General features: G+C 60.3%; 22 protein-coding genes and 1 other annotated feature. Of the genes, 12 read left to right on the top strand and 10 right to left on the bottom strand.

Annotated features, from left to right (window positions below; translation table 11 throughout):
- The first annotated feature begins 272 nt into the window (after positions 1-272).
- The 4 genes from AAHA41_RS12260 (at position 273) to xdhC (ending at position 5,557) form a co-directional block, all read left to right on the top strand.
- Entirely contained in the window at positions 273-1,574 is a 1,302-nt protein-coding gene (locus AAHA41_RS12260; RefSeq protein ID WP_162516894.1) for an NCS2 family permease, read from the top strand.
- A 311-nt stretch (positions 1,575-1,885) separates the two neighbouring features.
- Entirely contained in the window at positions 1,886-4,204 is a 2,319-nt protein-coding gene (gene xdhA / locus AAHA41_RS12255; protein ID WP_323069725.1) for a xanthine dehydrogenase molybdenum-binding subunit XdhA, read from the top strand.
- Positions 4,197-5,075, top strand: a complete 879-nt coding sequence (gene xdhB / locus AAHA41_RS12250) for a xanthine dehydrogenase FAD-binding subunit XdhB (protein WP_323069724.1) — start codon at positions 4,197-4,199, stop codon at positions 5,073-5,075. Before xdhA ends, xdhB begins: the two co-directional genes overlap by 8 nt.
- A complete protein-coding gene (xdhC, locus tag AAHA41_RS12245; protein WP_198506172.1) occupies positions 5,072-5,557 on the top strand; it encodes a xanthine dehydrogenase iron sulfur-binding subunit XdhC in 486 nt (161 codons plus the stop codon). Before xdhB ends, xdhC begins: the two co-directional genes overlap by 4 nt.
- A 107-nt stretch (positions 5,558-5,664) precedes the next feature.
- On the opposite strand, the gene AAHA41_RS12240 is transcribed toward xdhC, so the two are convergent.
- Positions 5,665-6,204 carry a glycine zipper 2TM domain-containing protein gene (locus tag AAHA41_RS12240; protein WP_043850854.1) on the bottom strand — a complete coding sequence of 180 codons (540 nt, stop codon included), beginning with the start codon at positions 6,202-6,204 and terminating at the stop codon, positions 5,665-5,667.
- 482 nt (positions 6,205-6,686) lie between these two features.
- Here AAHA41_RS12240 and AAHA41_RS12235 point away from each other — a divergent pair, with 482 nt between their 5' ends.
- Both AAHA41_RS12235 and AAHA41_RS12230 read left to right on the top strand, forming a co-directional pair.
- On the top strand, positions 6,687-6,875 hold the full coding sequence (locus AAHA41_RS12235) for a hypothetical protein (protein ID WP_323069723.1): 189 nt from the start codon (positions 6,687-6,689) through the stop codon (positions 6,873-6,875).
- A 232-nt stretch (positions 6,876-7,107) separates the two neighbouring features.
- Entirely contained in the window at positions 7,108-8,730 is a 1,623-nt protein-coding gene (locus AAHA41_RS12230) for an acyl-CoA synthetase (RefSeq protein ID WP_323069722.1), read from the top strand.
- Between the two features lie 97 nt (positions 8,731-8,827).
- Here AAHA41_RS12230 and AAHA41_RS12225 read toward each other — a convergent pair whose 3' ends face one another.
- The 9 genes from AAHA41_RS12225 to hisG form a co-directional block, all read right to left on the bottom strand.
- A complete protein-coding gene (locus AAHA41_RS12225) occupies positions 8,828-10,117 on the bottom strand; it encodes a sensor domain-containing diguanylate cyclase (protein ID WP_323069720.1) in 1,290 nt (429 codons plus the stop codon).
- Positions 10,118-10,393: 276 nt separating this feature from the next.
- Positions 10,394-11,044, bottom strand: a complete 651-nt coding sequence (hisIE, locus tag AAHA41_RS12220) for a bifunctional phosphoribosyl-AMP cyclohydrolase/phosphoribosyl-ATP diphosphatase HisIE (RefSeq protein WP_323069719.1) — start codon at positions 11,042-11,044, stop codon at positions 10,394-10,396.
- Positions 11,037-11,810: an imidazole glycerol phosphate synthase subunit HisF gene (gene hisF, locus AAHA41_RS12215; protein WP_101319952.1), complete on the bottom strand. Its 774-nt coding sequence runs from the start codon at positions 11,808-11,810 to the stop codon at positions 11,037-11,039. Before hisF ends, hisIE begins: the two co-directional genes overlap by 8 nt.
- The gene (gene hisA, locus AAHA41_RS12210) at positions 11,810-12,571 is read right to left on the bottom strand and encodes a 1-(5-phosphoribosyl)-5-[(5-phosphoribosylamino)methylideneamino]imidazole-4-carboxamide isomerase (RefSeq protein WP_323069717.1); all 762 of its coding nucleotides are present in this window, start codon (positions 12,569-12,571) and stop codon (positions 11,810-11,812) included. The genes hisF and hisA overlap by 1 nt, the downstream gene beginning before the upstream one ends.
- 5 nt (positions 12,572-12,576) lie before the next feature.
- On the bottom strand, positions 12,577-13,218 hold the full coding sequence (hisH, locus tag AAHA41_RS12205) for an imidazole glycerol phosphate synthase subunit HisH (protein ID WP_323069715.1): 642 nt from the start codon (positions 13,216-13,218) through the stop codon (positions 12,577-12,579).
- Positions 13,218-14,327, bottom strand: a complete 1,110-nt coding sequence (hisB, locus tag AAHA41_RS12200; protein WP_323069713.1) for a bifunctional histidinol-phosphatase/imidazoleglycerol-phosphate dehydratase HisB — start codon at positions 14,325-14,327, stop codon at positions 13,218-13,220. Before hisB ends, hisH begins: the two co-directional genes overlap by 1 nt.
- 15 nt (positions 14,328-14,342) lie before the next feature.
- Positions 14,343-15,413 (bottom strand): histidinol-phosphate transaminase, encoded by a 1,071-nt coding sequence (gene hisC / locus AAHA41_RS12195; protein ID WP_323069712.1) that lies wholly within the window; start codon positions 15,411-15,413, stop codon positions 14,343-14,345.
- Entirely contained in the window at positions 15,410-16,735 is a 1,326-nt protein-coding gene (gene hisD / locus AAHA41_RS12190; RefSeq protein WP_323069711.1) for a histidinol dehydrogenase, read from the bottom strand. Before hisD ends, hisC begins: the two co-directional genes overlap by 4 nt.
- Before the next feature lie 12 nt (positions 16,736-16,747).
- A complete protein-coding gene (gene hisG, locus AAHA41_RS12185; RefSeq protein WP_104014779.1) occupies positions 16,748-17,644 on the bottom strand; it encodes an ATP phosphoribosyltransferase in 897 nt (298 codons plus the stop codon).
- A gap of 28 nt (positions 17,645-17,672) precedes the next feature.
- Positions 17,673-17,797 (bottom strand) — a sequence feature (His leader region).
- A gap of 187 nt (positions 17,798-17,984) precedes the next feature.
- Between hisG and AAHA41_RS12180 the strand changes: the two genes are divergently transcribed.
- The 6 genes from AAHA41_RS12180 to fadD all read left to right on the top strand — a co-directional run bounded on the left by AAHA41_RS12180 (position 17,985) and on the right by fadD (position 24,406).
- Complete coding sequence (locus AAHA41_RS12180) at positions 17,985-18,227, top strand: hypothetical protein (protein WP_041207701.1); 243 nt, start codon at positions 17,985-17,987, stop codon at positions 18,225-18,227.
- A 67-nt stretch (positions 18,228-18,294) separates the two neighbouring features.
- Positions 18,295-20,202 (top strand): ATP-dependent DNA helicase, encoded by a 1,908-nt coding sequence (locus AAHA41_RS12175; RefSeq protein ID WP_323069709.1) that lies wholly within the window; start codon positions 18,295-18,297, stop codon positions 20,200-20,202.
- 134 nt (positions 20,203-20,336) lie between these two features.
- Entirely contained in the window at positions 20,337-21,038 is a 702-nt protein-coding gene (gene tsaB, locus AAHA41_RS12170) for a tRNA (adenosine(37)-N6)-threonylcarbamoyltransferase complex dimerization subunit type 1 TsaB (RefSeq protein WP_042030932.1), read from the top strand.
- Between the two features lie 101 nt (positions 21,039-21,139).
- Positions 21,140-21,655 (top strand): Slp family lipoprotein, encoded by a 516-nt coding sequence (locus AAHA41_RS12165; RefSeq protein WP_041207704.1) that lies wholly within the window; start codon positions 21,140-21,142, stop codon positions 21,653-21,655.
- A gap of 9 nt (positions 21,656-21,664) precedes the next feature.
- A complete protein-coding gene (locus AAHA41_RS12160) occupies positions 21,665-22,531 on the top strand; it encodes an alpha/beta hydrolase (RefSeq protein ID WP_323069707.1) in 867 nt (288 codons plus the stop codon).
- Between the two features lie 198 nt (positions 22,532-22,729).
- Complete coding sequence (gene fadD / locus AAHA41_RS12155; protein ID WP_108570586.1) at positions 22,730-24,406, top strand: long-chain-fatty-acid--CoA ligase FadD; 1,677 nt, start codon at positions 22,730-22,732, stop codon at positions 24,404-24,406.
- The last annotated feature ends 59 nt before the right edge of the window (positions 24,407-24,465 follow it).

Genomic DNA, 24,465 nt, shown 5'->3' with positions numbered 1-24,465 from the left:
GATGACCAACCTGAAATGGCCCGGTTTTTTGATCAGCAAGGCAAACGTTTGATTGATGCTGCCAGCCCTGGTCTCTGAGTTGCACCTTCGTGTGCAATGGCAGATCCACAGATCCTGTCGCCATTTCGTGATGAAACACTCAGGCGCTTGTGAAGGAGTTGGGTATGACCCAAGCAAACAGCAGGACAAACAGCGTGGAAGGGCTGGCCAGTCAAGACACCGGCAAGACCGCATCACAACAGCAACCGCTCACCGCTCTCGATCGCTATTTCATGATCAGCGAGCGGGGCAGCAACGTCAGACAGGAGGTGCTGGCCGGGCTCACCACCTTTCTCGCCATGGTCTATTCGGTGATCGTGGTGCCCGGCCTGCTCGGCAAGGCAGGGTTTCCACCGGGCGCCGTCTTTGTGGCCACCTGTCTGGTGGCGGGGTGTGGTTCATTGTTGATGGGGCTCTGGGCCAAGCTGCCGATGGCTATCGGTTGCGCCATCTCGCTCACCGCCTTTACCGCTTTCAGTCTGGTGCTGGGGCAGCAGATCCCCATTCCGGTCGCGCTCGGTGCCGTCTTCCTGATGGGGGTGCTGTTTACCGCCATCTCTGTGACCGGGGTGCGTAGCTGGATCCTCGACAACCTGCCGATGGGGATTGCCCATGGCACCGGTATCGGTATCGGCCTCTTCCTGTTGCTGATCGCGGCCAACGGGGTAGGGCTGGTGATCAAGAACCCACTTGAGGGGCTGCCGGTGGCGCTGGGGGCCTTTACCTCTATGCCGGTCATCATGACCCTGCTCGGCCTTGCGGTGATCTTCGGGCTGGAGAAGCTCAAAGTACCGGGCGGGATCCTGCTGGTGATCATCGCCATCTCCATCTTTGGCCTTATTTTTGACCCGGCGGTGAAGTATCAGGGATTGTTCGCTCTGCCGAGTCTCTCCGACGATCAGGGCAAGTCTCTCATCTTCAGCCTGGACATCATGGGCGCGCTCTCGCCGCTGGTGCTGCCCAGCGTGCTGGCACTGGTGATGACCGCGGTGTTTGATGCCACCGGCACCATTCGCGCCGTGGCAGGGCAGGCCAATCTGCTGGATAAGGATGGCCACATTATCAACAGCGGCAAGGCGCTCAGTGCCGACTCGGTGAGCAGCATCTTCTCCGGTCTGGTGGGGGCATCTCCGGCCGCCGTCTATATCGAATCGGCGGCGGGCACGGCGGCGGGGGGCAAGACCGGCCTCACTGCCACCGTGGTGGGCGGCCTCTTCCTGCTGATGCTGTTTCTGGCGCCGCTCTCCTATCTGGTGCCTGCCTATGCCACCGCACCGGCATTGATGTATGTGGGTCTCCTGATGCTGAGCAACGTCACCAAGCTCGATTTCAGTGACTTCGTCGGGGCCATGTCCGGTCTGCTGTGCGCCGTCTTTATCGTGCTCACCTGCAACATCGTCACCGGTATCATGCTGGGCTTTAGTGCGCTGGTGATTGGCCGCATCTGCTCCAAGGAGTGGCACAAGCTCAACACGGGCACCGTCATCATCGCCCTGGCGCTGGTGATTTTCTATGCTGGGGGGTGGGCTATTTAGGGATAACCCGCCCGTTTCGGGGCTGCAATCGGCAGCCCCGCTTTTCTTTGCCAAACCTGCATGTTCCTTTGATTTTCACCCCGTACCATTTTGATAAATCTCCTTACCAGATTGATAGCGCAGCGGGCACTGGTTGCATCGGGGGCTGCTGCTTCGTCTTTGGTTGGCACCTTGCCGGCCAGAAAAAGGGAGACAGATGGGATCCTCTTCACACTTCTTCCCATCGCCGGGGAGAGAGGGGGAAATAGGCGCATATCTTGCTGTTTTTTATCCCGGTTCTGGATTTTTCTTCCCTGAAAAAGGACTTGATCATGTCCATAGGATTACCGCTCAAGCGGGTGGATGCCGAGGCCAAGGTGACCGGCAGTGCCCGTTATACCGATGACAACATCATGCTCGGCATGCGCCACGCCAAGTACGTGCGCAGCAATGTCGCCCACGGCAAGGTGCTTGCAATCGACGCCAGCGAGGCGCTGGCGCTGCACGGGGTCGAGGCCGTGTTTACCCACGAGGATGTGCCTACCACCTGTTTTCGCACTGCCGGCCACGCCTGGTCCCTCGATGAGGCCAAGCGGGATGTGAAAGACCGGCGTCTGCTCACCGACCATGTGCGTCACTTTGGTGATGGCGTCGCCATCGTGGTGGCGCGCGATCCGCTGGTGGCCGAGAAGGCTGCCGCCCTGGTCAAGGTGACCTACGAGCCGCTGCCGGTGATGACGGATGCCCACAGTGCGCTGGCCGAGGATGCTTATCCCATCCATCCGAATGGCAACCTGCTGCGGCAAAGCCAGATCCGGGCGGGTGAGCCGGAACAGGCAATCGCAACAGCGGATCTGCAGTTCAAGGCGCACTATCAGACGCCGGTGGTGCAGCATTGCCATCTGGAGACGGTCACCTGTTACGCCTATATGGATCAGCCGGACCACATCATAGTGGTCAGCAGCACCCAGATCCCCCAGATTGTGCGCAGCCGGGTGGCCAAATCCCTCGGTCTGCCCTGGTCGAGCGTGCGGGTGATCAAGCCCTACATGGGCGGTGGTTTTGGTAACAAGCAGGATGTGCTGGAAGAGCCGATGGCGGCGTTTCTGAGCTACAAGCTTGGCGGTGTGCCGGTCAAGGTTACCTTGAGCCGGGAGGAGTGCTTCTTTGCTTCCCGCACCCGCCACGGCTTTGCCATCGACGGCACCCTCGGTATCAACCGGGATGGCACCCTCAAGGGGTATCAGCTCGACGTGCTCTCCAACACCGGCGGCTATGCCTCCCACGGCCACTCAATCGCCAGCGCCGGGGCCAACAAGATCAGCTACCTCTATCCGCGCAGCGCCTTTGGCTACGACGCCAAAACCTTCTACAGCAACCTGCCCACCGCCGGTGCCATGCGCGGTTACGGTGCGCCGCAGGTGGTGTTTGCCCTTGAATGCATGCTGGATGATGCCTGCGCCGAGTTGGGTCTGGATCCGCTCGAAGTACGCATCGCCAACGTGGCGCGCGAGGGGGATGTCAATCAGGTCAACCAGAAGACCATCTACAGCGCAGGGCTCCCTGAGTGTCTGCGCCGGGGCGGCGAGCAGTTCGAGTGGGAACGGCTCAAGGCCGAGTGCCTGGCGCAGGATCCGGCGAGTCGGGTACGCCGTGGCATCGGGGTGGCGTGTTTTAGCTACGGCTCCAACACCTACCCGGTGGGGGTCGAAATTGCCGGCGCCCGCATGCTGCTCAATCAGGATGGCACCGTCAATCTGCAGATCGGCGCTACCGAGATAGGACAGGGGTCGGATACCGTCTTTGCCCAGATGGCGGCCCAGACTTTAGGCATTCCGTTTGAGCAGATCCGGGTCATTTCGACTCAGGATACCGACATTACCGCCTACGATCCGGGCTCGTTCGCCTCGCGCCAGAGCTATGTGGCAGCCCCTGCCATTCATCAGGCGGCGCTGCAGCTGCGGGCGCGCATTTTGTCGCTGGCAGCCCAGCTCTGCCATCAGGATGTGGGATCGCTCACCCTGATCGACGGCTACGTGGTGCTGGCTGGTGCGCCGGACAAGGTGTTGATCAGCGTCGCCGAGGTGTCGGTCAATGCCTATTACCATCTCACCATCGGCGGCCAGATCACCTCCGAGGTCTCCCACAAGACCACCACCAATCCGCCGAGTTTTGGCTGCACCTTTGTCGATCTCTGCGTCGATATCGATCTCTGCAAGGTGACCATCAATCGCATTCTCAACCTGCACGATGCGGGCAAGATCCTCAACCCGCAGTTGGCTGAGGGGCAAGTGCACGGCGGCATGGGGATGGGGATCGGCTGGTCGCTGTTCGAGGAGATGATCATCGACGCCAAGAGCGGCGTGGTGCGCAACCCTAACCTGCTCGACTACAAGTTTCCCACCATGCTGGATTTGCCGGAGCTTGAGTGCGATTTCGTTCAGACCTACGAGCCCCAGTCGGTCTATGGCCACAAATCCCTGGGGGAACCGCCCATCATCTCGCCGGGCCCGGCCATCCGTAACGCCATTCGCATGGCGACCGGGGTGGCCATCAACGAGCTGCCCATCACCCCCAAGACCCTGTTTCGGGAGTTTGTCGCCGCGGGTTTGATTGGCGAGGGAGCAGGGGAGGAGCAACACCATGTTTGATATTGCCCGTTATTACAAGGCGCACAGTGTGGCCGAGGCGGTTGCCCTGCGTCAGGCCGACCCCGAGGCGCGCCTGTTGGCCGGTGGCACCGATGTGATGATCCAGCTGCATCACCTCAACGCCGCCTATCGCCATATCGTCGATATTCACGACTTGCCCGAGCTCAAAGGGGTGAGCGAGCTGGCCGACGGCTCTATTCGCATCGGCTCCGGCACCACCTTTACCGAGCTCATCGAAAACGAGCTGGTGCAGCGCCGCCTGCCGATGCTGGCCGAAGCTGCTGCCACCATCGCCGGGCCGCAGATCCGCAACGTCGCCACCTATGGCGGCAATATCTGCAACGGCGCCACCAGTGCCGACTCGGCTGCGCCGACTGTCGCGCTGGAGGCTGAGCTGGAAATCGCCGGACCCAATGGCACGCGCCGCATCCCCATCGCCGGATTTCATACCGGCCCCGGCAAGGTGGCGCTGCAACCGGCGGAGATCCTGGTGGCGTTTCACTTTGCGCCGGATCCCCATCCCCATGTGGGCTCTCACTACTTCAAATATGCCATGCGCGATGCCATGGATATCGCCACCATCGGCTGCGCCGCCTACTGCCAGATTGAGAATGGCCACTTCAAGAGTCTGCGGCTGGCCTATGGGGTGGCGGCCCCGACCCCGGTGCGTACCCCGCACGCGGAAGCGGCGGCCGAGGGGCAACCGCTGACTCGCGCCACACTGACAGCGATTGCCGAGGCGGTGGTTGCCGATGTGGCGCCGCGATCCTCCTGGCGGGCAGAGAAGGAGTTTCGCCTGCACCTTATCAAAACCCTGGCGCAGCGGGTGGTCGCCTGCGCAGTAGAACGTGCCGGAGGCAAGATCCTATGATGCAACCGCAAAGCTGTCCTGCAGTGGAGATCCAGTGCGAGATCAACGGCAAACCCTACTCCTACGCTGTGTCGCCCACCATGTCGCTGCTTCATTTCCTGCGCGGGCAGGGGCTGATCAGCGTGAAAGAGGGGTGCAGTGTCGGTGAGTGCGGCGCCTGTACCGTGCGGGTGAATGGCACGGCTATCGACAGCTGCCTCTATCTGGCAGTGTGGGCCGATGGCAAATCCATTCGTACCGTGGAGGGGGAGCGCAAGGGGAATGAGCTCTCCGATGTGCAGCAGGCCTTTATCGACGAGGGGGCGGTGCAGTGCGGTTTTTGCACCCCGGGTCTCGTGATGGCGAGCGCCGCCCTGCTCGACAAGACCGAGCGCCGTCCGCTGACCGATGCGGAGATCCGTCGCGGGCTGTCAGGCAACCTCTGCCGCTGTACCGGTTATCAGAACGTGGTGCGGGCGGTGAAGAGGTGCTGCAAGGGTTGAGCAGCAGCTTGCCCCTTCGGTGACAAAAGCCGCGTAACAAGCGATAAAACCAAAGGCCCGTCTCGCAAGAGGCGGGCCTTCTCTCTTTGAGTCGTTAACCGGGTTGATTACCCTTTTTGCGGCTCGATCACCAGTTTGCCATCCTTGACCGGAATGGTGGGGCCGGGAGCCTGTTTCATCCGGATCACCCCCTCCTGACCGGCTAGGCGGTAGGTCACGTCATAGCCGATGGTGCGGGTACTGCTATCCTGCACCGTCTTGCAGCGCTGCTCGGTGGTGGTATAGGTGTCGCCCGCCTGCATATTGCCCTGCACCTGATTGCCGGCGTAGCCACCCGCAACCGCTCCGGCGGCTGTCGCAACCTTCTTGCCGCTGCCACCGCCAAACTGGTGGCCGAGCACACCACCCAGCGCGGCGCCAACCACGGTGCCGAGGATCTTGTTCTCATCCTGTACCGGTTTGCGGTGGGTGAGCGTGACGTTGCGACACTCCTGACGCGGAGTCTGGATGGTCTCTGTGACCGGCTTGCTGGCAATCACCTCGGCAAAGGTGGGGGTCGGTGTAAAGAGCGAGCCACTGGCCGCCGCCGACAGCGCGAGTGCGGAAGCGACGCCAATACCGATACCTGCCATCATGGATCTGTTCATTTTGTTGTTCTCCTGCAATGTCCATTCGAGCTGTTCCAATCTGGCGCCATCTTGTCATAGCCGCTGCAGCGGACAAGGCGAGAGGGATGAGGGTGCGACAGCCGGTGACAAGGTCAAAAAACAGCCACCATGAAAAAGTGTCTGACTTTGGCGACAGAGCCGTAAAAATGACCATTTTGGCGATAATGAAAAGGAGGCGAGGGGGGGGATGGCCCATTATGAGTCGCATTTTGCAATGAAAAAATGACGGTTGTCTGGCATGTGGCAAACTGCTTCCGCCCGCGAGGTCAAGTGGAGAGTGTGAGTCCCCATATGCTGCCGCCAACTCATTGATAAAACACTGCAGCCAGATCGTCTTTGTGCCGATAAGAGAATACGGCAAGCCTTTTGCTTGGATTGGGGTAAGGAGAGTGGGGCGTTAGGCACCAAGGGGCCGCGCCAGACAGGAGACCACCTCCGAACCGGAGCAATGAGGGGGAGATATGTCAATGTTACCCAGCTGGATCACCCCGGCCATTCAGGCCAACATCATCACGGTGCAGCAGGCCGAACGTCTGCTCTCATCCCTCTACCGGCCCCTGGCCGAGCAGGGAGAGGAGCTTCCCGCCGATATCGCCGATATCAGCCTTAAACTCTACTGCTTCCGCCAGCAGGGGCGGATCCGCCACTGAGCTCTATCCCAAAACAAAGAGCCTTTTACTCACGGTGAGAGGCTTCTCTTCGCTGTCTCGTTCTTCATCACCTAGTTGAGGCTCTCTCTAAGACGTTTTGCTAATACCTGTGGCCATTACCTCGCGGTAGGCTGTGATCCCCGATACGAGCACCATCTGGCAGGATGCCAGAGGATGGTTGCCGGCGCTCCCGGGAGCGCACCGCTTTTGCTACCTGCGAGGAAGGAACCCGATGACAGAGCAGAACATCTATCAGCGCGATCTGGAAAAAAATCCCGCCAATTACGAGGCGCTGACCCCCATCAGCTTTCTGGGACGGGCAGAGCGGGTCTACCCCGACTATCCGGCGCTGATCCACGGCCCGCTGCGCCAGAGCTGGGGCGAGACCGCCCGCCGTTGCCGCCAGCTGGCCTCGGCCCTGCGGCTTCGCGGTATCGGGGAGGGGGATACCGTCTCCATCGTCGCGCCCAATATCCCGGCGATGTTTGAAGCGCACTTCGGCGTGCCCATGAGCGGCGCCGTGCTCAACACCATCAATACCCGCCTCGATGCCGAGTCGATGGCCTTTATCTTCCAGCATGCCCAGAGCAAGGTGGTGCTGGTGGACAGGGAGTTTGGTGCCGTGGTGCGCAAGGCATTGGATCTGCTGGAGAGTCAACCGCTGGTCATCGCCATCGACGATCCCCTCTACCAGGAGGGGGCGCTTGTCAGTGGCCTCGACTATGAGGCGTTTCTTGCAGAGGGGAATGGGGATGAGCCTGGCTGGTTGCCGCAAGATGAGTGGCAGGCCATCTCCCTCAACTACACTTCCGGCACCACCGGCAATCCCAAGGGGGTGGTCTATCACCATCGCGGTGCCCACCTCAACGCCATCAACAATGTGCTCTCCTGGGAGCTACCCAAACACACCGTCTATCTCTGGACCTTGCCGATGTTTCACTGCAACGGCTGGTGTTTCCCCTGGACGCTGGCGGCCACGGCCGGGGTGAGCATCTGCCTGCGCCATGTGCAGGCGGTGGCCATTTATGAGGCGCTGCACGAGCACAAGGTGAGCCACTTCTGCGCTGCGCCCATCGTGCTCAATATGCTCAACAATGCCGATCCGGCGCTCAAGCAGGGGCTGGATCACCCCATCAAGGTGATGACCGCTGGCGCTGCGCCCCCCGCCACCGTGATCGCCGGTATGGAAGCGATGGGGATCGCCGTGACCCACGTCTATGGCCTCACCGAAACCTATGGCCCCTGCGTGTTGTGCGAACCGCAGCGAAGCTGGCAAGGTCAAGATGCCACCACGCTGTCGCGTCTCAAGGCACGGCAGGGGGTAGCATCCCCCCTGCAGGGGGAGATGCGGGTCATCAATCCGGTCAGCGGCGAGCCGGTGGCCAAAGATGGCAAAACCATGGGCGAAATCGTGCTGCGCGGTAATGTAGTGATGAAGGGGTATCTCAAGAACCCTTCTGCCAGCGCCGAGGCGATGGCCGAGGGGTGGTTTCGCAGTGGCGATCTGGCGGTGTGGCACCCGGACGGTTATGTGGAGATCAAGGACAGATCCAAGGACATCATCATCTCCGGCGGGGAGAACATCTCCAGTCTGGAGGTGGAAGATGTGCTCTATCGCCATCCCGATGTAGACGAAGCGGCGGTGATCGCCATGCCTGATGAGAAGTGGGGGGAGGTGCCCTGCGCCTTCGTGAAATTGAAAGAGGGGCGAGAGACCACCGAGGCCGAGCTTATCGCCTTTTGTCGCGAGCAGATGGCCCACTTCAAGGCGCCCAAGCGCATCATCTTCACCCCGTTGCCGAAGACCTCGACCGGCAAGGTGCAAAAGTTTGTGCTGCGCAAACAGCTGGGCTAGGCGCCAATGGCGCGTGAGTGAAAACTGCGTGCAATAGGAGCGAGAGATCGGGATAAGTGCAAAAAAAGGCGGTGGGAGAGCCTGACTGGCCAGCCAGCTATCGCGCCTTGCACGCGACGCAGTTGCGGCCGGTCTGTTTGGCCTGATAGAGCATTTGATCGGCGCGGGCGTAGAGGCTCTCCATCAGCTCCCCCTCGCCATTTTCCACCAGCCCGGCACTGATGGTGATGACCAGCTCATCCCCATCGGGCAGGGGCAGCGTGCTTTGCATCACCTGCAGGCGCAGCCGTTCGGCCAGTGATGCTGCGGCCTGGAGGGTGGTGTTGGGCAGTAAAATGGCGAACTCGTCGCCACCGATACGAGCCAGCACATCTTCGCTGCGCAGCACCGATTGCATCACCCTGCCCAGATGAACCAGCGCCCTGTCCCCCAGGGGATGGCCGAAGCGATCGTTGATGCACTTGAACTGATCTACGTCCAACACCATCAGCACCGAGGTGAGGTGGTGGCGCATGTCCAGACTGAGGTTCTTCTCGCACATCTCGAAAAAGAAACGGCGGTTGTAGAGGCCGGTGAGGCCATCGCGCACCGACTGCTGGTGCAGCTGCTCCTTGAGCTGGTGCAGTTCGGTGATATCGGAGGAGATACCGATCAGGGTCGGGGTGCCATCCCCCAGCAGAAAGGGCACCTTGACCGACCAGTAGTAGTGCTGATTGCCCTCAATATCGGTCAGCGTCTCTTCTCCGGCTTGCAGTTCTCCCGTTTCGAATACCCGGTTGTCCAGCCGCCATAGCTGGCAGGCGCTGGCGGCCGGGAACACCTCATCATCGCGCCGGTTGATGATCTGCTCGGCAGGAAGGCCAAGCAGATTGGAGACCTTTTGATTGACGTAAAGAAAGCGGTGCTGGCTGTCCTTCATGTAGATATGGGCATCGACATTGGCGAGGATGATCTCCAACAACTGGTGCTGCTCGGCCAGACGGGCTTCTATCAGTTTTTGCTCTGTGATATCGGTAGAGATGCCGCATAGTCCGATAAGTTGTCCCTCACCGTCGTAGAGCGGTTTCTTTACACTCCAGTAAACCCGCTTTTCTCCGGTGAGTTTGAGGTAGTTCACCTCTTCTCTGGCGATCGCAACCTGTTGTTCCAGTACCAGCCGGTCGTTGCGGGAGATGGAATCCGAAATATGCAGATCGAAGAAGGCACTGTCATCCTGCCCCTGCAACTCGCTCAGTGAGCAACCAAACAGGTCGAGGACTGCCTGATTGGCATAGGTGTAGCGCCCCTCCAGATCCTTGGTAAACATGTAGGCGCCCGTCTCGTTGAAGATGGATTTGAGGTGATCCAGCTCGTGCTGCAATCGGGTAGAGAAGGAGGGAGCCTTCATGTTTGTCTGGTCATCCTTGAGCAGAAACGATGGAGTTCGAACAGTGACGAACATTTCCATCAACTGCTTTAAATTAAGCACTATCCCCCTCAATTTTCGCGGATTTTGTGAGGGATCTGCGGTATATCACACAGTTATTGTCATGTCCTGATATCGAAGGAAATCAGCTGAGTTCTGCATTCTGTGAATGATGGAAGCTGAATGACAACGTGCGTGGTAAGGAGTGGCAAACAAGTAAAAAAGCCGGGGTTTTAATCCCGGCTTTGCTGATGAACACTATTTTTGATGCCGCTCATAAAGTCGCTGTACCACATCCTGCAATCCCAGCCCTTCATTTTGCAGCAGCACGGTCAGGTGGTAGAGCAGATCGGCGGATTCATTTATGAGCTCTTCCCGATCCTTGGCCATGGCGGCCAGTGCCACTTCCACTCCTTCCTCACCGACCTTCTGGGCGATGCGCTTGGTGCCTTTGCCGTAGAGGCTGGCGGTGTAGCTGGTGGCCGGATCGGCCCCTTTGCGGGCGGCCAGCACCTGCTCCAGCTCCGCCAGAAAGCCGAGCGGCGGCAGCGGGTGACCATGGAAGCAGGAGGTTGTGCCCTTGTGGCAGGTGGGGCCGACGGGGTTGGCGGCGATCAGCAGGGAGTCCTGATCGCAGTCGGTGCTGATGGCCACGAGTTGGAGCACATTGCCCGAGCTTTCACCCTTGGTCCACAGTCGCTGTTTGCTGCGGCTAAAGAAGGTGACCTGACCGGTGGTCTGGGTTTTTTCCAGCGCCTCGCGGGTCATAAAGCCCTGCATCAGAACCTCGCCGCTGGCGGCGTGCTGGACGATGGCGGGGATCATGCCACCACACTTTTCCCAGTCGAGCTGCTCGGCAAAGGGGCGCGCGCTGGCGGTTGTTTGTGCATTTTCAGAGAAGTTATTCACGGATGGCGACTCCTTCGGTTTTCAGCCAGCGTTTCAATTCGGGAATGGGGATAAGGCCCTTGTGGAACACGGAGGCGGCCAGCGCCCCGTCCACATCGGCGAGGGTAAATGCATCGCGAAAGTGCGCCATGGCACCGGCACCGCCGGAGGCAATCAGCGGCACCTTGCAGACGCTGCGCACCAGTTTGAGCTGTTCAAGGTCATAGCCCTGACGCATGCCGTCCTGATTCATCACGTTCAGCACGATTTCGCCTGCGCCGCGTTTTTGCACCTCCTGCACCCAATCGAGGGTATGCCAGGCGGTGGTGCGGGTGCGGCTCTCGTCACCGGTAAACTGTTTGACCTGATAGTGGCCCGTCTCGGCGTCGAAGTAGGAGTCAATGCCCACCACCACGCACTGCACGCCAAAGCGCTCGGCCAGTCGGCTGATGAGGGTCGGATCGGCCAGTGCCGGAGAGTTGATGGAGACCTTGTCGGCACCAAATTCGAGGATCTGGCGGGCATCTTCCACGCTTTTGATGCCACCGGCGACGCAGAAGGGGATATCGATCACCTCAGCTACCCGGCTCACCCAGCTCTTGTCCACCACCCGCGCATCGCTGGAGGCGGTGATGTCATAGAACACCAGCTCGTCGGCCCCTTCCTCGGCGTAGCGGCGCGCCAGCTCGACAATACCGCCCATCACCTCGTGGTTGCGAAACTGCACCCCCTTGACCACAACGCCATCTTTCACGTCGAGGCAGGGGATAATGCGTCTTGCCAGCATCAGTTGCCTCCTGTGGTAACGGCTGCGGGCGTTTGCCAGCAGGCGATGGCGTCACCCACCGAGAACTTGCCCTCCAGCAGGGCGCGGCCAAGGATGATCCCCTTGACGCCGGAGCCCTTGAGCGCCTCGATATCCGCGATGCCGCCAATGCCGCCGGAGGCCTGAAAGGCGACGCTCGGGTAGCGGGCGCAGAGATTACGATAGAGCTCGACATTGGTGCCAGCCAGGGTGCCGTCACGGCTGATGTCGGTGCAGAGCACGTGCTTGAGCCCGGCGGGGAGGAAGCGCTCGATCAGCACCTCGATGGTCACGCCGCTGTTCTCCTGCCAGCCTGCCACCGCGATATGGCGATTGCCCTGCTCATCGATATTGACGTCTAGCGCCAGCACGATCTGCTCGGGGCCATATTTCTCCATCCAGCTCGCCACCAGATCCGGGGATTTGACGGCGGTGGAGCCAATCACCACCCGGTTGGCACCGGCGGCCAGCAGATCTGCCACATCCTGTTCGGTGCGCACGCCGCCGCCGACCTGCACCGGCGCTTCGGTGGCCGACAGCAGTTGGGTCAGTAGGGGCAGCTGGCGCGCCTTGGCATCCTTGGCACCGTCCAGATCCACCAGATGGAGCTGCACCGCCCCCTGGGAGACATATTCATCGAAGCGGGCTTGCGGGCTGCTGCTGTATTCGGTCTTCTGCTCGTAGTCCCCCTGATAGAGGCGAACCACCTGACCGTTGATAAGGTCAATTGCGGGAATGATCATGCTAGTCACAGCTCCAGAAAATTTTGTAGCAAACGGGCACCGGCTGCACCTGAGCGCTCCGGGTGGAATTGGGCGCCGAAGAAGTTGCTGTGCTCTGCAACCCCACCGACGATGGCGGTAAACGGCTGGCCGTAGTCGCAGGTCGCCAGCGTCGCTTCGGTCACCTCCAGCGCATAGGAGTGCACGAAGTAGAAGTAGCTGCCGCTCGGGATCCCCTTGAGCAGAAGATGGGTCTCGTCATGCTCAATCTGGTTCCAGCCCATATGGGGCAGGCGCAGATTGCCTACCTCCATCAGCTTGATCTTGCCCGGCACTATGCCAAGGCAGTCGATAAGCCGCTCTGACGAGTCATCCGTACCCATGCTCTCTTCGGAGGCCTCTGCCAGCATCTGCATGCCGAGGCAAAAGCCCAGCAGCGGCTGCTTGGCGGCGCGAATAAGGGGCACCAGCCCCCGTTCATTGAGGTTGTTCATGGCGGCCACCGCAGTGCCGACGCCGGGCAGGATCAGCTTGTCCGCCTGCTCGATATCGGCGGCCTGGCTGGAGACCAGCGGCTGCACGCCGAGGCGCTCGAACGCCATTCTGACCGAGGCCAGATTTGCACAACCGGTATCGATAATGACCAGCGTCTGCTTGCTCACATCCATCACAGCACTCCCTTGCTGGAGGGAAGTTCGCTCCCTTCCACCCGAATAGCCTGACGCAGGGCGCGGCCAAAGCCTTTGAACAGCGCCTCTACCTGATGGTGGGTATTGCCGCTGCCCACCTTCATCTGCAATGTGATGGCCATGGCATCCGAGAGGGAGCGGAAGAAGTGGGGCACCATCTCGGTGGCCATCTCACCCACCTTGTCGCGGCCAAAACCGCTCGGGCAGTCAAACACGAAGTAGGGGCGACCGCTGAGATCCAGCGCGGTGCTCACCTCCTGCTCGGTCAGCGGGCGCGCATCGATCACTGCCTGCACCTCATCCATCGCCAACACGAAGCCGAAACGGCCGATCCCGCGCTTGTTGCCAAGGGCCTGACGCAGCGCCTGGCCCAGCGCCAGCCCCACATCTTCCACCGTGTGGTGATCGTCGATATGCAGATCGCCGCTGACGTTCAGCTTGAGCTGGAAACCGGCGTGGGTGGCGATCTGATCCAGCATGTGATCAAAGAAGCCGATGCCGGTGGCGATCTGGTTGCCACCGCTTTTGTCTAAATCCACTGCCGCCTGGATGCGGGTCTCCTTGGTGTAGCGCTCCACCGAGGCTACGCGCCCCTTGGACAGAAGCTGATCACGGATGGCGAGCCAGTCGTGATCCTGCGGGTGGTAGCGAATACCGCCAATGCCCATATTCTCGGCAAGCTGCAGATCGGTCTGGCGATCACCAATCACGAAGGAGTTGGCAAAGTCGATGCGACCGGAGGCGAGATACTCCTTTACCAGCCCGAGGTGGGGCTTGCGGCAGCTGCAGCCGTCGGTGGGGAAGTGGGGGCAGATCAGCACCTGCTCCCAATTCACTCCTTGCGATTCAAACAGGTGCATCATCAGGTCGTGGGGTGGCTGGAAGTTCTCCAGCGGCAGGCTGGCGGTGCCCAACCCATCCTGATTGGTCACCATCACCAGCACGTAACCGGCGGCCTGCAACTCGCGCAGCACCGGAATGACCATGGGTTCGAAGCGCAGCTTGGCGAGGCTATCCACCTGCTTGTCGGTCACCGGCTCTACAATCAGGGTGCCGTCGCGGTCGATAAACAAAAACGGGGTCTTCATCGCTACATCCTTGTTTTAAAGAGAGGGAGAGGGCAGGTCACGCAATACCGCCAGCACGGCATCCATCTCGCCCTGATAGCCGATGGTGACGCGAATGCTGTTATCAAGGCCGGGTTTGGTCGAGAAATCCCGCAGAATGATGCCGGCGGCCTTCATGGCGGCAAAGACGGCGGCGCCATCCACAAAGCGCACCAGCACGAAGTTGCCCTTGTCCTCGAATACTTCCTTCACGCAGGCAAGCTTGGCCAGCTCTGCCTTGAAGGCGGCTTTTTGCTTGTTGAGCTCTACCACTCGCTCTTGCATCAGCTCCAGCCCAATGGGGGAGAGGGCCTGCGCCGCGATCTGGGCGATGGGCTCGGGGATGGGATAGGGGGCGATCACCTTGGCCAGCATGGCGATCACCTCTGGGCTTGCCAGAGTAAAGCCACAGCGGATACCCGCCAGGGCAAAAGCCTTGGAGAGGGTGCGGGTCACCACCAGATTGGGGAAGCGGGCCAGCAGGTCCACCACGGACGCCTCGGGGCAGAACTCGATATAGGCCTCGTCCACCACCACGATGGCGCGATCACGCGCTTTTTCCAGCAGGGCGATGAGGCCGTCGCGACCCACCAGATCCCCGGTGGGATTGTTGGGGGAGCAGAGAAACACCAGCTTCACGTCACTGAGGCGATCGGCAATGGCGGGCCAGTCGGGCTGACGGTTGGCGGTCAGCGGCTGTTCGACGATGCCCACGCCACAGGTCTCGGCGCTGATGGCGTACATGCCGTAGGTGGGCGGGCAGATGAGGATCTGATCTTCACCCGCTTCACAGAAGGTGCGGATCAAGAGCTCGATGGCCTCATCGGCGCCGCGGCTCACCAGTACCTGATCCGGATTAACCCCGGCATAGGCGGCATAGCTGTTCACCACCTCGGCCGGTTGGCACTCGGGGTAGCGGTTGAGGCGGTTCCCCTCGATGGTGAAGGGATAGGCCTGCGGCGCCTCGTTGGCGTTGAGCCAGACGTGGCCCTTGCCGCCGATGCGGCGGGCGGATTGATAAGGGGTGAGGGCCCGCACCACGCGGCGCGCCAGATTGGCAATGCTCATGACAAATCCTTCTGCTGTGCTGTTGGTTGGGGCGCGGTGGCCAAGGCATTCAACCTGATGGTGACGGCATTTTTGTGGCCATCGAGCCCCTCGGCCTGGGCGATGCGCTCGACGATAGGGCCAAGGCCGCGAATGCCTTCGGCGCTCAGCTCCTGCACCGTGTAGCGGCGCTGATAATCGGCAAGGCCAAGGCTGGAACAGGTACGGGCATAGCCATAGGTAGGCAGGGTGTGGTTGGTGCCGCTGGCGTAATCGCCGACTGATTCCGGTGTCCATGCACCCAGGAAGATGGAACCGGCGTTCTCGAGTTTATCCAGCAGATCACGCGGGGCGCGGGTCTGAACGATCAGGTGCTCCGGCGCATAGGCGTTGGAGATGGCACACGCCTCGGCCAGAGCATCGCAGAGGATCACCAGACTTGAGCCGAGCGCCTGCGCGGCGATATTCCGGCGGCTCAACTTGGCCAGTTGGCTCTTGATCTCCCCTGCGATGGCATCGGCCAGCAGCGGCGAGGTGGTCACCAGCACCACCTGACTGTCGGGGCCGTGCTCGGCCTGGGAGAGCAGATCCGCCGCCACGAAGGCCGGGTTGGCGCTCTCGTCGGCAATGACCAGCACCTCGGAGGGGCCGGCGGGCATGTCGATGGCGGCGCCGCGCCAGTCGCGGGAAACCTGCCCCTTTGCTTCGGTCACATAGGCGTTGCCCGGGCCGAAGATCTTGTCCACCTTGGGAATGCTCTCGGTGCCGTAAGCCATGGCGGCGATGGCTTGGGCGCCGCCAATGGCGAACACCTTCTCGACCCCGCAGGCGCGGGCGGCAAACAGGATCTCGTCGCTGGCGGGGGACGGGGTGCAGAGCACCACTTCCCGGCAACCGGCGATCGCAGCCGGAATGGCCAGCATCATCACGGTGGAAGGGAGCGGTGCGCTGCCCCCCGGCACATAGAGACCGACCCGGCTGATGGGCTGGGTTCGCAGCTCACACACCACCCCGGGTTGGGTTTCCACCCGCACTACCTGCTGCAGTTGCGCGGCGTGGAAGGTGCGAATATTGGCAATGGCCGCTTCGATGGCGCTTTTGATGCCGTCATCCAGCCGCGAGCAGGCGGCTTCAATCTCATCTTCACTAACGCGTAGCTGTTCACGGGGGGCGCGCTCGAAGCGCTGGCTCAGCTCGCGCAGGGCCTCATCGCCACGGCTTCGCACCGCTGTGATGATCTCTTTGACCACGGCGCCAATATCGGCCTCGTCATTGAGGGCTGGTCGTGTCAGCACGTCGGCCTGCTGGGCAGGGGAGAGGGTCTTCCAGATCAGGGTCTGCATGATATCCCTTCCTTATTCCATCATCTTTTCGATGGGCAGCACCAGAATGGAGCTGGCACCGAGGGCCTTGAGCTGCTCCATGGTCTCCCAGAACAGGGTCTCGCTGGATACAACGTGCAGGGCCACCTGATTGGTGTCACCGGCCAGTTGCATGATGGTGGGGCGCTCGGCACCCGGCAGCAGATCGGTGATGGCATCGAGCTTGTCTTTGGGGGCGTGCAGCATGATGTACTTGCTCTCGCGCGCCTGCTGCATCCCCTGAATGCGGGGCAGCAGGGTGTCGATGATCTTCTGCTTGGCATCGGACAAGGGGTTGGGGGCCTGTACCAGCACCGCTTTGGAGCGGTAGATCACCTCTACTTCTTTCAGACCATTGGCTTCCAGGGTCGCTCCGGTGGAGACCAGATCGCAGATGGCATCTGCGAGACCCGCGCGGGGCGCCACTTCCACCGAGCCGCCCAGCATCACGCTCTTGAAGCCAAGACCCTTTTCGTCAAAGAAACGCTTGAGCAGCCCGGGATAGGAGGTGGCGATGCGTTTGCCGGCCAGGCTCTCTGGCCCGGTGTAGGTTACGTCTTCCGGTACCGCCAGGGAGAGACGGCAGCCACCGAAGTCGAGCTGCTTGAGGGTTTTGACCGCAAAGGGCTGACCCTGAGAAGCGCGGATCAGCTGCACCTCTTCCAGCACGTTCTCGCCGATGATACCAAGGTCGACCACCCCTTCCATTACCAGCCCCGGGATGTCGTCATCGCGCACCCGCAGGATATCGATGGGCATGTTCTCGACATGGGCGATAAGGCGCTGCTCGCGCAGGTTGATCTTGAGGCCGCAGCTCTTGAACAGGGCCTGGGAGTCCTGGCTAAGACGACCGGACTTTTGCATGGCGATACGCAGACGTTGTGTTTCCATTGCTCGATTTCCTTCTAGTCAAAAACGAAAAAACCCTCGGAAGTGGGTGCTTCCGAGGGTTTATGAATCTTGCGGTCCTTTTGGAAGTCACCAGTAACGTGTCTTCCAGCAGTCAACCTCCTGAAAGACTATTCGGGATGATGATGGTGGTGATGAGTCTTCAGGCTGGTGAACTGCATGTAATCAATCCTTTACAAATAAGATGTCGTAATTGACGCCCGATTTAAACTACCTGCCTTGACGGAAAAAGCAACCGGAAAATGTAATTTGGTCGATTAAAGTTGAGAAAACGGTTTTCTGGTCGATAACTAGACAATAACCCCTTGCAGGAGTTCGTATCATGCCCAGCCAGGACCTGTTGTTCCCCATTTTGCCCCGGGCCCCCGCTACCCCGGGCAGCGAAGAGATCAAGCGGGAAGTGAACCAGATCAGCAAGAAGCATCAGCTGCGCAAGACCAGCACTGACAACAGTGACTCCCAGCAGCGCGAGCAGGCTTATAGCCAGAAAAAGCACGATCAGCAGAAGGTGGAAGAGAGTGATCACAAGCCAGATCCCGACCACCAGATCGATCTCTTCGTCTGAGCAGATTATCTGTCCCGCTTTTGCCGCACTTTTGGCATAATGGCCGCTTTGACCGCGGGACCCCCCTTTGACCATCCAGACCCTGTTCAAGCCAGATGGCCCTCTGGCCAGCCATATCGACGGTTTCAAAGCTCGCGCTCCCCAGCTGGAGATGGCCGAGGCGGTCGCCCGCGCCATCAAGAGTCATGGTCGCTTGCTGGTGGAGGCGGGGACCGGTACCGGCAAAACCTACGCTTATCTGGTGCCTGCCCTGGAGTCCGGCAAACGGATCGTGATCAGCACCGGCTCCAAAAACCTGCAGGAGCAGCTCTTCTATCGGGATCTCCCGACCATCACTGGCGCGCTCTCTTATACCCCGCCGGTGGCCCTGCTCAAGGGGCGCAGCAACTATTTGTGCATCGAGCGGATGAACCGGCTCTTGAGTGAATCTCATCTGCAAAAGCCGGAAGTGCTCAATGATCTGGTCAAGGTGAAGTCCTGGTCTACTGCCACCGACAACGGCGACGTGGGGGATATTCCGGGGCTGCAGGAGAACGCCGAAATCCTGGCTCATGTCACCAGCACCAATGAAAACTGCCTCGGTCGGGATTGCCCCTATTACGACGACTGCCATCTGGTGGTGGCCCGCCGCCGCGCCATGGACGCCCAGGTGGTGGTGATCAATCATCACCTCTTCTTCGCCGATATGGCGGTCAAAGACACCGGATTTGGCGAGCTGGTACCGGAAGCTCAGGTCTATGTGTTTGATGAAGCCCATCAGCTGCCGGAGATCGCTACCAGCTACTTTGGCAAGTCGGTGGGCAGCCGTACCATTCTGGATTTGGCACAGGATATCCAGCTCGCCTATCGGGCTGAAGCTCACGATATGGCCCAACTCGGCAAGGCGGCTGATCGGCTTGCCATCGCCAGTCAGGATCTGCGGCTCGCTTTCGGCGTGGATGGTGGGCGCGGCAATACCCGCGACATGCTGCGTCAGCCGCTCTGGGGCCAGGCACTGGCTCGTCTTAACGATGCCATCGGGCTCTGCTATGAAGTGCTGAAGCTGGCGCTGGGGCGGGGTGAACAGCTGGATCACGCCTTCGAGCGCATCAGTGAACTGCGCACCCGCCTTGGCGAGGTGCTGGCGGTCAATCAGACCGGATTCTCCTACTGGTATGACTGCTCACGGCTGCACTTTACCCTCAACCTGACCCCGCTCTCGGTAGCCGAGCGCTTTGGCTCCGAGGTGCTGCGCCCTGAGGTGGCCTGGGTCTTTACCTCTGCCACGCTGACTGTCGATCAGCGTTTCGATCACTTCAAGGCCGAGCTGGGACTGGCGGGCAGCGCCGAACTAATCCTCGACAGCCCGTTTGATTATGGCGAGCAGGCGCGGCTCTGCGTGCCGCGTTTCCTGCCCGAGCCCAACGCCTTTGGCCGCGGTGAGCAGCTGGCCAATCTGATGATCCCGCTGATCAACAAGACGCCGGGGGGCTGTTTCTTCCTCTGCACCAGCCATCAGGTGATGCGTCAGGTGGCCGAGGTGCTGCGTCGGGAGATTGGCCGTACCGTCTTGTTGCAGGGAGAGGACAACAAGCAGCGGCTGCTCAAGGAGTTTGTCGAGAATGGCCGCGCCGTGCTGGTGGCCACCAGCAGCTTCTGGGAGGGGATCGACGTGCGAGGCGCTGCGCTCTCCTGTGTTATCATCGACAAGCTTCCCTTTGCGAGCCCCGATGACCCTCAGCTCAAGGCACGAGTGGAGGATTGCAAGTTAAAGGGGGGCGATCCCTTTGCCGAACTTCAGCTGCCCAAGGCGGTGATTGCGCTCAAACAGGGGGTAGGGCGGCTTATTCGTGATCGCAGTGATCACGGCATACTGGTTATCTGTGATCCGCGCATGGTCAACAAACCCTACGGCGCCACCTTCATCAAGAGTTTGCCCGCCATTCCGCGAACCCGCGAGCTGGCGACGCTGGGCAATTTTTTTGACCGCAGTTGAATATACCCGCCTGACATATGGCCTGTCGCAGCCGTTCAGGCGGGGGATTGTCGCTAACAAACGATTTGAACAACGGGCGAGCATCTCTCGCTTGCCCGTTATGTAATTGACTGATTTTATAGAGATTGGAAAGCATGAACGAGTTGAAGATCCTGGCCGTTGATACCGCCACCGAAGCCTGCTCCGCCGCCTTGCTGGTGGGCGACAAGGTATTCTCCCGTTGGGAGGAGGCGCCACGGGATCATACCCGCAAGATCCTGCCGATGGTTCAGGCTCTGTTGGATGAAGCGGGGATAACCTTGGACAAGCTCGATGCCATCGCTTTTGGCCGTGGCCCGGGCTCCTTTACCGGCGTGCGGATCGGTATCGGCGTCGCACAAGGGCTGGCGTTTGGTGCTGGTGTGCCGCTGATTGGCATCTCCACTCTGGCGGCCATGGCGCAAGGGGCTCATCGGCTGGAAGGGGCCGAGCGGGTGCTTACCGCCATCGATGCGCGCATGGACGAGGTCTATTTCGGTCACTACGAGCTGATCGATGGTCGTATCCAGTTGGTGGGTGAAGAGGTGGTGAGTGGCCCGGCCGCGCTGGTGGAAGCCCGTGGCAAGCACTCTGGCTGTTTTACCTGTGTCGGCACCGGTTTTGAGACCTATGGTGAGACCCTCAAGGGCCTTGCCGACGAACTGGTGGTCAGCCAGGTGCGTTTCCCGGCCGCAGAAGACATGTTGCCGCTGGCCCGCACCGCCTGGCTGGCGGGTGAAGCGGTAGCGGTCGAGCAGGCGACCCCGGTATATTTGCGTGACAAGGTGACCTGGAAAAAGCTGCCGGGTCGCGAATAAGGGCAAAGGCGCCATGACTTTCATGTCGCCTCTGCCACCGAGACTCGCCCTGTCATGGGTTGTGTCGTGGCCTTGAGGCCGTTCGGCGAGAGGAGAGTGACATGTTGAAACGTGCGATGGTGATTGGGGCGACAGCCCTGCTGCTCGGGGCCTGCAGTACGGTGCCCAAGGAGCTGGTCTATCAACCGGAGAACCAGCTGGTGGCCTATCAGCCGGCCCTCGGCGGTATGGAAGGCAAGCCTGCCCGCTGGAGCGGCATCATTTCCGCGGTGCACAACAAGGCGGATCAGAGTGTCATCGAGGTGGTCTATCTGCCGCTGCAGGCCAACGGCGTGCCGGAGCAGACCGAGCAGAGCCCGGGGCGCTTTCTGGCCATCATGAAGGGCTTTGTCGACCCGACCCTCTATGCCAAGGGGCGCAGCCTGACGGTGCTCGGCACTATCGGTAAACCGGTGGACAGCCAGATTGGCGAGCACAACTATCGCTTCTCGGTGCTCAATGTAACGGGCAGCAAGTTGTGGCCGCCGGTCAAGGAGGTGGAGGTTCGCTATGTGGATCCCTACTTCTACGACCCCTTTTACGATCCCTTCTGGCCAAGACGGCCACTCCATCGCTAGGAGCAGGCATTGAGTACCCCGATGCAAGAGCGTTTCGTCACCCTGGCGGATGGCCGCCGGGTGGCTTTGCTCGAGAACCGGCAAGTGGCTCCCGAGTTGCCACAAAAACCCCTGTTGATAGCCCTGCATGGTTGGCTCGACAATGGTGCCAGCTTTCTGCCTCTTGCGCCGTATCTCGATGATTTTCATCTGGTGTGTGTCGATCTGCCGGGGCATGGTCACTCCGATCACAAGATCGTGCCCTATGTCTTTGTGGACTGGCTCGACGATCTTTACCAGATCACCCAAACCGCAGGCTGGTCCCGTTTCATCCTGCTGGGCCACTCCCTTGGCGCCCTCATCGCTTCTGCCTATGCTGGCGTGTTCCCCGAACAGATAGAGCGGCTTGTTCTGCTGGAGGGGCTCGGGCCGCTCACGCAGCCTGACGAGGCGGTTCCCGCCCAGATAAAGAGAGCGATCCTCAATCGCAGCCGCACCCGCGAGCGAAGCGCGGCTGGCTTTGCCTCCATCGATGAAGCGGTCGCGGCGCGCTGCAAGGTGGCAGATATCACGCCTGAGGCGGCGCGCCTTATCTGCGAGCGGCAACTCGAGGAGCGGGCAGGGCGCTGGCAGTGGCGCAGCGATCCCCGCTTGCGGGATCTCTCGCCGCTCAGAATGAGCGAGGGACAGGCGCAGGCGCTGATCAAGGCAATCTGCTGCCCGGTGCTCTTTATTCGCGGTGAACAGGGATTTGCCGAGCTGGAGGCTCAGTGGCAGTTGCGACAGGGGGCCTTCAGGCAGATAGAGCAGGTGATTTTGCCGGGAAATCACCATTTTCATATGGAAAATGGCGCAGCAACCGCCGTTTGTATCGTAAATTTTTGTCAAGTTCGGTAGAATCACCGGCTTTCTATAATTCCAGGTTTGTCATCCCCCTCACATTTTTCCGTTGTTAATTTGCTGTTAATTGATGTTGCGCTGTGTAAATATGGGCGGCATTAGAGTACGTGCTTAAAACAGTTGATTGAAATCGATGTGAACAGGGACGGAGGCAACAGAGTGAGCGCACAGGTGCTAGTTATGCAGGAGAAGTTCGTGGAAAAAGTTTGGCTCAAGCGTTATCCACAAGGGGTCCCCGCCGAGATCAATCCGGAGCAGTTCAGCTCGCTGGTCGAGATGTTTGAATCCTCAGTGAGCCAGTTCGCCGACCAGCCCGCTTTCGTCAACATGGGGCAGACCATCACCTACCGCCGACTGGAAGAGCAGTCCCGCGCCTTTGCTGCCTACCTGCAAAACGAGCTGAAGCTGGAGAAGGGTGATCGGGTCGCGGTGATGATGCCAAACCTGCTGCAATACCCCATCGCCGTGTTTGGCATCCTGCGTGCCGGCATGATAGTGGTCAACGTCAACCCGCTCTATACCCCGCGCGAGCTGGAGCACCAGCTCAAGGACTCCGGTGCCAAGGCCATCGTTATCGTCTCCAACTTCGCCCATACCCTGGAAAAAGTGGTCTACGACACCCCGGTCAAGCACGTCATCCTGACCCGCATGGGTGACAACCTGGGTCTGGCCAAGGGCACCCTGGTCAACTTCGTGGTGAAATACGTCAAGAAGCTGGTACCCAAATACAACCTGCCGCACGCCACCACCATGCGCCAGGCGCTGGCCAAAGGGCGTTATCAGCAGTACATCAAGCCGGAGATTGCCTGCGAAGATCTCGCCTTCCTGCAGTACACCGGCGGTACTACCGGTCTCTCCAAGGGGGCCATGCTGACTCACCGCAACATGATTGCCAACGTCGAGCAGTGCCTCGGCGTCTATGGCCCCATGCTGGAGCGGGGCAAGGAGTTTGTGGTTACCGCCTTGCCGCTCTACCACGTCTTCGCACTGACCGTGAACTGCCTGCTCTTTATGCGCCTTGGCGGTTACAACCTGCTGATCAGCAACCCGCGCGATATCCCGGGTTTTGTCAAAGAGATCAAGAAATACCCCTTCACCTGCATCACCGGTGTGAACACCCTGTTCAACGCCCTGGTCAACAATGCCGAGTTCCAGAGCATCGCTTTTGACAAGCTCAAGCTCACCATCGGTGGCGGCATGGCGGTGCAACGCGCAGTGGCGGAGCAGTGGAAGAAGCTGACCGGCACCCCGCTGCTGGAAGGTTACGGCCTGACCGAGTGCTCACCGCTGGTGAGCGTCTGCCCTTACGATCTGAGCGATTACAACGGCTCCATCGGCCTGCCGGTCTGCTCCACCGATATCCGTCTGGTGGATGACAACGGTCAGGTGATCCACGAATTCGGTACCCCGGGCGAAATGCAGGTTCGCGGCCCGCAGGTGATGGTCGGCTACTGGCAGCGCCCCGAGGCCACTGCCGAAGTGATGCAGGATGGCTGGCTCTGTACCGGTGATATCGCCGTGTGCGACGAGCAGGGCTTCTTCAAGATCGTTGATCGCAAGAAGGACATGATCCTGGTCTCCGGTTTCAACGTCTATCCCAACGAGATCGAAGATGTGGTGGCGCTCCATCCGAAAGTGCTGGAAGTGGCCGCGGTCGGCGTGCCACACAAAGTCTCCGGCGAGCTGGTGAAGATCTTTGTGGTCAAGAAAGATCCAAAGCTGCAGGAGGACGAGATTATTGCCCACTGCCGCAAACATCTGACTGCCTATAAGGTGCCGAAACTGGTAGAATTTCGTGACGAACTTCCCAAGACCAATGTGGGCAAGATCCTGCGCCGCGTACTGCGTGACGAGGAGATTGCCAAGCAGTAAGGCGTTGCACCGGCTTTCTGGTGTGTCGCAGTGATGCAAAACCGTGGGTCATCCCACGG

Origin of the sequence: Aeromonas sp. SER (assembly GCF_038739615.1) — a bacterium.
Taxonomy (GTDB): Bacteria; Pseudomonadota; Gammaproteobacteria; order Enterobacterales; family Aeromonadaceae; genus Aeromonas; species Aeromonas jandaei.
This window is presented reverse-complemented; position numbering and strand designations above follow the sequence as displayed.

Bases quoted from the DNA above. Each gene is read 5' to 3' on its own strand.
- tsaB (WP_042030932.1), top strand. From the start codon at position 20,337: ATGAACGAGTTGAAGATCCTGGCCGTTGATACCGCCACCGAAGCCTGC.
- AAHA41_RS12235 (WP_323069723.1), top strand. From the start codon at position 6,687: ATGTCAATGTTACCCAGCTGGATCACCCCGGCCATTCAGGCCAACATC.
- xdhB (WP_323069724.1), top strand. From the start codon at position 4,197: ATGTTTGATATTGCCCGTTATTACAAGGCGCACAGTGTGGCCGAGGCG.
- hisF (WP_101319952.1), bottom strand. From the start codon at position 11,810: ATGCTGGCAAGACGCATTATCCCCTGCCTCGACGTGAAAGATGGCGTT.
- AAHA41_RS12165 (WP_041207704.1), top strand. From the start codon at position 21,140: ATGTTGAAACGTGCGATGGTGATTGGGGCGACAGCCCTGCTGCTCGGG.
- xdhA (WP_323069725.1), top strand. From the start codon at position 1,886: ATGTCCATAGGATTACCGCTCAAGCGGGTGGATGCCGAGGCCAAGGTG.
- hisC (WP_323069712.1), bottom strand. From the start codon at position 15,413: ATGAGCATTGCCAATCTGGCGCGCCGCGTGGTGCGGGCCCTCACCCCT.
- xdhC (WP_198506172.1), top strand. From the start codon at position 5,072: ATGATGCAACCGCAAAGCTGTCCTGCAGTGGAGATCCAGTGCGAGATC.
- AAHA41_RS12225 (WP_323069720.1), bottom strand. From the start codon at position 10,117: ATGAAGGCTCCCTCCTTCTCTACCCGATTGCAGCACGAGCTGGATCAC.
- AAHA41_RS12180 (WP_041207701.1), top strand. From the start codon at position 17,985: ATGCCCAGCCAGGACCTGTTGTTCCCCATTTTGCCCCGGGCCCCCGCT.
- hisA (WP_323069717.1), bottom strand. From the start codon at position 12,571: ATGATCATTCCCGCAATTGACCTTATCAACGGTCAGGTGGTTCGCCTC.
- hisH (WP_323069715.1), bottom strand. From the start codon at position 13,218: ATGGATGTGAGCAAGCAGACGCTGGTCATTATCGATACCGGTTGTGCA.
- AAHA41_RS12240 (WP_043850854.1), bottom strand. From the start codon at position 6,204: ATGAACAGATCCATGATGGCAGGTATCGGTATTGGCGTCGCTTCCGCA.
- hisD (WP_323069711.1), bottom strand. From the start codon at position 16,735: ATGCAGACCCTGATCTGGAAGACCCTCTCCCCTGCCCAGCAGGCCGAC.
- hisG (WP_104014779.1), bottom strand. From the start codon at position 17,644: ATGGAAACACAACGTCTGCGTATCGCCATGCAAAAGTCCGGTCGTCTT.
- AAHA41_RS12260 (WP_162516894.1), top strand. From the start codon at position 273: ATGATCAGCGAGCGGGGCAGCAACGTCAGACAGGAGGTGCTGGCCGGG.
- AAHA41_RS12230 (WP_323069722.1), top strand. From the start codon at position 7,108: ATGACAGAGCAGAACATCTATCAGCGCGATCTGGAAAAAAATCCCGCC.
- hisB (WP_323069713.1), bottom strand. From the start codon at position 14,327: ATGAAGACCCCGTTTTTGTTTATCGACCGCGACGGCACCCTGATTGTA.